General features: G+C 64.9%; 5 protein-coding genes. 3 read left to right on the top strand and 2 right to left on the bottom strand.

Features of this window, described 5'->3' with window-relative positions:
- The first annotated feature begins 63 nt into the window (after positions 1 to 63).
- Entirely contained in the window at positions 64 to 1,041 is a 978-nt protein-coding gene (locus ACYPYD_RS17155) for a ParB/RepB/Spo0J family partition protein (RefSeq protein WP_008831479.1), read from the top strand.
- A gap of 213 nt (positions 1,042 to 1,254) precedes the next feature.
- On the opposite strand, the gene ACYPYD_RS17150 is transcribed toward ACYPYD_RS17155, so the two are convergent.
- On the bottom strand, positions 1,255 to 2,409 hold the full coding sequence (locus ACYPYD_RS17150) for a hypothetical protein (protein ID WP_036527084.1): 1,155 nt from the start codon (positions 2,407 to 2,409) through the stop codon (positions 1,255 to 1,257).
- A gap of 97 nt (positions 2,410 to 2,506) precedes the next feature.
- Positions 2,507 to 3,508 (bottom strand): nitrilase-related carbon-nitrogen hydrolase, encoded by a 1,002-nt coding sequence (locus ACYPYD_RS17145; RefSeq protein ID WP_459664411.1) that lies wholly within the window; start codon positions 3,506 to 3,508, stop codon positions 2,507 to 2,509.
- A gap of 207 nt (positions 3,509 to 3,715) precedes the next feature.
- Here ACYPYD_RS17145 and ACYPYD_RS17140 point away from each other — a divergent pair, with 207 nt between their 5' ends.
- A complete protein-coding gene (locus tag ACYPYD_RS17140; RefSeq protein ID WP_459664408.1) occupies positions 3,716 to 4,741 on the top strand; it encodes an alpha/beta fold hydrolase in 1,026 nt (341 codons plus the stop codon).
- Between the two features lie 105 nt (positions 4,742 to 4,846).
- A partial coding sequence (locus ACYPYD_RS17135; protein WP_459664407.1) for a LysR family transcriptional regulator occupies positions 4,847 to 5,763 on the top strand: 917 nt, incomplete at its 3' end.

The raw sequence follows: 5,763 nt of genomic DNA, 5'->3' as shown, positions 1-5,763 counted from the left end.
TACCGGTGTTGCCACGTGGCAACCGGCGGTAGGATTATACGCTGCGGCGGACGGGAAATGACTATGGCAAAGGGTAATCGCGGGTTTGGGAGCAGCCTCACCGAGGGGCTCGAGGATGCGGAGCTGGACACCTCGGCGCCGTCCGAAAGCATCATGGCCAGCCGGAGCCAGACCCTCGCGCGGCTCGCTTCGGGCAAGGTCGTGACCGACCGCACCGAATGGGTGGACCCGGCTCGGTGCCGCCCCTGGCGGTTGCACAATCGCGACATCGATCACCTCGATGAAGAGAGTTGCCGGGACCTGATCGACGCATTCCTCTCGGCGAAGAAGCAGCGCATCCCGGCGATCGTCCGCAGGCTGACGAACGACCCTGATTACGACTACGAGATCATCGCGGGTGTCCGCCGGTGGTGGACCGTGCAGTGGCTGCGCACGCATCATCACCCCGAATACGAATACCTCGTCACTATCCAGCACGTGTCTGACGAGGAGGCGTTCCGCGTCTCGGACATCGAGAACCGCTCGCGCAAGGACATTTCCGACTGGGAGCGCGCCAACGAGTATATGCGGGCACTGGATGAGTTCTACGACGGTTCGCAAAGCGAGATGGCCGAGCACCTGAAGATCTCGCGTTCCTGGCTCAGCCGTCTTCTCGACGTCGCGCGTCTGCCCGAAGAGATCGTGGCGGTCTTTGCCGATACCCATGACATCACCGTGCGCGTGGCAAGGGACATCAAACCGCTTACCGGCGATCCGCGCGCGCTGGCGCTTATGGTCGAAGAGGGCAGGGGGGTGTGCGCTGAGCGCACCGACCTTGGCGTGAAGCTGTCCGGCCCCGAAGTCGCCAAGCGCCTGATCGCTGCGACGGTGGCCAAGACGAAAAGCGGCGGTGGTGAGCTGGTGGTCAAGGCCGGGAACGGGAAGCCGATGCTTCGCTACGCCCGCTCGGCGCGAAGCGGACTGACCTTGAAGATCGTTCCGCGCTCGGGCGCATCCACGGACGAACTGCTTGGCGCGATCCGAGGGCTGATCGAGGGATGAAGCGCGATCGAGGCAACATCATAAGGTGTTGGCCTCGAAAAACTCGAATTTCCTCTGAGGGCGTCTCTGAGCGCAGGGAGGCGAATTATATATCCGTGGTCGTCGGGCGATCCTGTCGGGGCTGTAAGGGCGCTTTCCGGCAGGGTCGCAAAAGCGGGTCACAGGGCTGAATTGGGAGTGGATACGCTCCGAGCAGGCCGATTTTGCGGCGTTTCAGTCTTCGTCGTCAACGGGAGGTAGATTGTTGCGACGTGCCAGCAGTCGATCGATCGCTTCGAGCGATGCCTCATAATCGTCGAGAGCACCGGCCGAGAATGCCGATGGCTCGGGTGCGGTGGGCCTTTGCAAGTCCCTTGGCGTCGCGCGCAGTTCCAGCAGGTGAGAACCTGAGATCGTCGTTCGGCCGATCGCGCCTTGGGCCTCCCAACTTTCGATCATACCGGTAACGCCAAGGCGTGAGGCGCCGAGCATCGTTTCTATCTGTCTTGAGCGCAAGGGACCAAACCCGGCGAGCAGTTCCATCAGCATCGGCGCCCGTGAACTGCCGCGCCGCCCGGGCACCGGAGCATGCACGAAGCTCGCAAGGGCGTGTGCTGAGCGCAACTGTGAAAGCATCTTTCCAGCGGCTTCGAGCAGGCCCGGCGCGCCCGATTGCCGTCGCCGAAGGCCATCGGTCATGCCAAAGGCCTCCAGCCTCGCAAGGCCGGGCATGGGGAAGGCGATGCGCAAGCCCTGTCCATCGCACAAGTGCCGCCCGGCGAGCATGTCGATGGCCCAGAGGGGGGCTTGAGGAGCGGGTATGGCGACGTCGAACTGGCGATTGGCGAATGCGAGGCGCGTGGTCGTTCGCTCAGACGGTGCAAAGTCGATGCTGGAGGCAAGGGCGTCGTGCAATGCGGCGAGATCGGAAAGCGGGGCCGGGGAATCCGCCGAGGGCAATCCGCGAACCAGCATGCGCGCGGCCTCGACGATCCGGTGGGCTTCGGCGTTCGCGTTGTGCCCGGAACTGTCCAGCGGGGCCAGTAGGGCGGTCTTGAGCTGCTCTGCCAGCTGGCTGACTATGGCATCGTCCCAGTTGGCAAGTTCGGTCAGGATCGCGCTGCACACAGATCGCGGGTCGCGGGCATGTCTGGGGCTTTCGTCGGACAAGGTGGTCAAGCCCGCGAACCAGGCATGAAAGCGCATGTCGGTGAAGGCGTGTCCTTCTTGGCGAAGCGCCGAGATCAGGGCATGGCGCAAGGCCTGTCCCGCAAAGACGCGAAGGGTGGCCTCGGAGCAGTAGGACAGGGCCCCGCACAGTTGCCCAAACGTCATGACGGCGTCGGCATCGCGGGCCTTGAACCGGTCGTTGTCTGGCCTCAAACTCATGATCAGTTGGCCGATACTTCGCTGTTTATCGGATGTTTCACAGTCATATGTATATCTAAATCGTGTTCACTATGCAATCGGTCGAACAAGCCGTTGCCTATCCCCATTGGGCGTTGAATTTCTCCCATGCCGCCGCCTCCGTCGCGATCAGATCTTCGAAGCCGGAGGGGGCATGCGCCGGCCATGCGTTACGAGGCCAGTGATGGCTCGGATCAGGCTGAACCGTGGTGTCGGCCTGGATCTGGGCGAGGAAATTGGCGGATGGCTCACGCCGCCATGCTTCAAGCGCCGGGATGTCGATCGTTGCGAGCGTGATGTCCGGCGCATCGGGCGCGGGATTTGCGATCGAGGCGCCCTTGTAGTCGAAGATCGTCGAGCGCGGTGCGCCTTCCGGTCCGGCGATGTTGGCGGCGGCGAGGTACACCATGTTCTCGAAGGCCCGCACAGGCCGGACCTGAAGCGCGCCTGCTCGCTGCAGATAGTCGAGGTGCGGGGCGGCTGCTATGGGGTTAAGTACCACTTGGGTGCCGTTGAGTGCCAGTGAGCGGCACACTTCCGGCCAATGGAGTTCGGCACCGATCACCGCGCCGAGACGGCCGATCGGCGTGTCGATCACGGGGTGGAACGCCTCCTTGCCGAAGACTTCCACGAACCGCTCGTACACATCGATCGGGCTGGTGCGCAGCGAGAGCGAATAGCCCTTGCGGTGGACGAGGGCGATGCCGTCGTCAGGACCGACGATGACGCAGGAAAGGAAGTGGCGACCCGGAAAGACGTCGTGGCGCTCGGGCACCTGGACGGCGATCCATGCGCCGGTGCGGCGGGAGGCTTCGGCGATGCGCTCGATCTCCGGGCCGGGGAGCGCGAAGGCGGCGTCGTGCCAGGCCTCGGGGGAAACCATGGCATAGCCGGTCAGGCCGAACTGCGGGAACACGACCAGCCGTGCCCCGTGATCACCGACCGCCCGCTCGGCCAAGGCGATGGTCTGCGCGATGTTGTGGTCGATCGCGGCGCGGTCCACGGCGCCATTCGCGAACACGCACTGCGGCGCCGAGGCGCACGTGGCGAGGACATAAGGCGGGGGCGGGGCGTGGCGCATCTTGGTCTCCCTCTGTCGGTTTGGAGCGTTCGATAGCGCGATTTTCCGCCGCTTATTCTTGGGTGAGGCGCCGTTTGCCCACCTGCCGGAGACATTGGCTCGCGGAGTGTGGCGCCATGCGGTGCGGGTATGGCTCATTGCAATCTACTGATTGGAGCCGCGCCGCGCTCCCCGTCATCATCGGCGTTTCAGCACAGGGGATCATGGATGAGCGTCAGGGATCGGGCCGAAAGCAGTTCCGCAAAGGGCAGCCGCCGGGTGGGCAGGATCGTCGGCGGCGTGGTGGCGGCAGTGGCGCTCGTCGCGGCGGGTACGCTGGGCACTATGCGGCTTGGCTGGTGGAACCCCAGCTATGAGGCTGTCGCGGCCGAGCAGGCGACCGGGCCGTCGAAGTTCGAGATGGTCGGCGACGTCAAGCTGCATGTCCGCGACGAAGGGCAGGGGCCGGTCATCCTGATGCTCCACAGTTCCATGTCGAACCTGCGGATCTGGGACGGCTGGGCCGACCAGCTCAAGGGCTCCTACCGCGTCATCCGCTTCGACTGGCCGCCCTATGGTCTCTCCGTCGATCCGCGTCCCTCGCAGGGGATGCCGAGCGTCGTTGAACTGATCGAGCGGTTCGTGAAGCAGAAGGGCCTCGGCAAGTTCGTCATCGTCGCCAGTTCCAGCGGGGCGACGATCGCGACGATGTACACCGCGCGCCATCCCGAGCAGGTGCGCGCGCTGGCGGTCTCTACCCTGCCGCTCAAGGCGCCGCCTCCGACCGAGACTTCGGCTCTCGTTTCATCGGTCCTGTGGGTGCACACGAACCTCGTGCCCAACTACATGCCGGAGTTCTTTTACCGCCATTCGCTGGCCGAACTCTACGGGCGTCCGGAGCGGCTGAAGCCCGAGACGGTCCATTGGTACTACATGACCAACAACATCCCCGGCGGTTTCGCGCGGGTGAAGACCTATTACGAGGCGAACACCAAGGCGGTGTGGAAGTCGGGCGCGGGCGACGCGGCGGCGGCGGTGAAGGTGCCGGTGCTGCTGCAGTGGGGCGACCGAGACATCGTCATCCCGAAGGACCGGGCCGACGACGCGCGGGTGATGTTCGCCAATGCGCCGATGAAGATCATCCACTATCCCGACGTCGGCCACTACCCGATGATCGAACTGCCCGAGCAGACCGGGCGCGACCTCAAGGCATGGATCGACGCCCTTCCGGCGGCACCCGCCGCAGGGAAATAAGCGCGGGGGATTGTCCGCAGAGCGGGGAGGAAGCGTTAAATTCTGGACCCGGGGGCGGCTCCGGGTTCCCCTTCCTCTTTCCGTCATAAGGCTTGAGGTGGGATCATGGATCTTCGTCAGTTGCGGCACTTCATTGCGGTTGCGGAGCTGGGCAATTTTTCCCGGGCGGCAGAGCGCGTCTTCCTGACGCAGCCCGCGCTTACCCGCAGCATCAAGACCCTCGAGGACGAGATCGATGCGCGGCTGTTCGACCGCCGTTCCAGCGGGGTGGAACTGACGGCGGCGGGCACCGCGCTGCTCGAGCATGCGCGGCTTATGGTCAACGAACAGGAGCGGGCGCAGCAGCGCATCGCCCTTGCCAAGCGCGGGCTGGGCGAGGAACTGGTGGCCGCGATCTGCCCCTTGCAGGCACAGATGGGTCTGCGCGCCGTCGTCGCGGAATTCACGCGCGAGCATCCCGACGTATCGCTGCGGATCGTCGAGGGGCATGTTGACGAGACCGTTCCCGCCCTGATGGACCGCAAGGTCGATCTCGTCTTCACGACCGTTCCGGCGACGACGATGCAGGAGAAGCTGGCCTATGAGCGGATCCGCAGTTCGTCCTGCTCGATCTACGCCGCGCCCGGGCACCCGCTTGCGCACCGTAGCGGTATCACGCCCGCCGAACTGACGCGCTGGGCATGGGCGATGCTGGACCAGAAGCACTGGCTGGCAGCCACTCGCAACTACTTCGCGGTCGGCAACGCCGGGATGCCGGCCGCCGGGGTCAGGACCAGCTCGGTTTCGTTCATGAAGTCGCTGGTGCTGGAGGAAGGCATGCTGGGCATGCTGCCCGATGCGCTGATGGAGGGCACCGGCGCGGTCGCGCTGAATGTCGAGCGGATGCCGCGCCCTCTGCGCGCGGGACTGCTATTTCGGGCGGATGCCGAGATCAAGCGTTCGGCGGAACTCTTCGCGGAGAAGCTGCGCGCCCATGTCGGGCGACCGGACGTGGAGGAAAGCCGGGCGATCCCGCATGTTCC

Source organism: Novosphingobium sp. 11B, assembly GCF_054589055.1.
This window is presented reverse-complemented; position numbering and strand designations above follow the sequence as displayed.

What these genes read in the sequence shown, in the direction of transcription:
- ACYPYD_RS17155 (WP_008831479.1), top strand. Translation starts at nt 64, where the DNA reads ATGGCAAAGGGTAATCGCGGGTTTGGGAGCAGCCTCACCGAGGGGCTC.
- ACYPYD_RS17150 (WP_036527084.1), bottom strand. Translation starts at nt 2,409, where the DNA reads ATGAGTTTGAGGCCAGACAACGACCGGTTCAAGGCCCGCGATGCCGAC.
- ACYPYD_RS17145 (WP_459664411.1), bottom strand. Translation starts at nt 3,508, where the DNA reads ATGCGCCACGCCCCGCCCCCGCCTTATGTCCTCGCCACGTGCGCCTCG.
- ACYPYD_RS17140 (WP_459664408.1), top strand. Translation starts at nt 3,716, where the DNA reads ATGAGCGTCAGGGATCGGGCCGAAAGCAGTTCCGCAAAGGGCAGCCGC.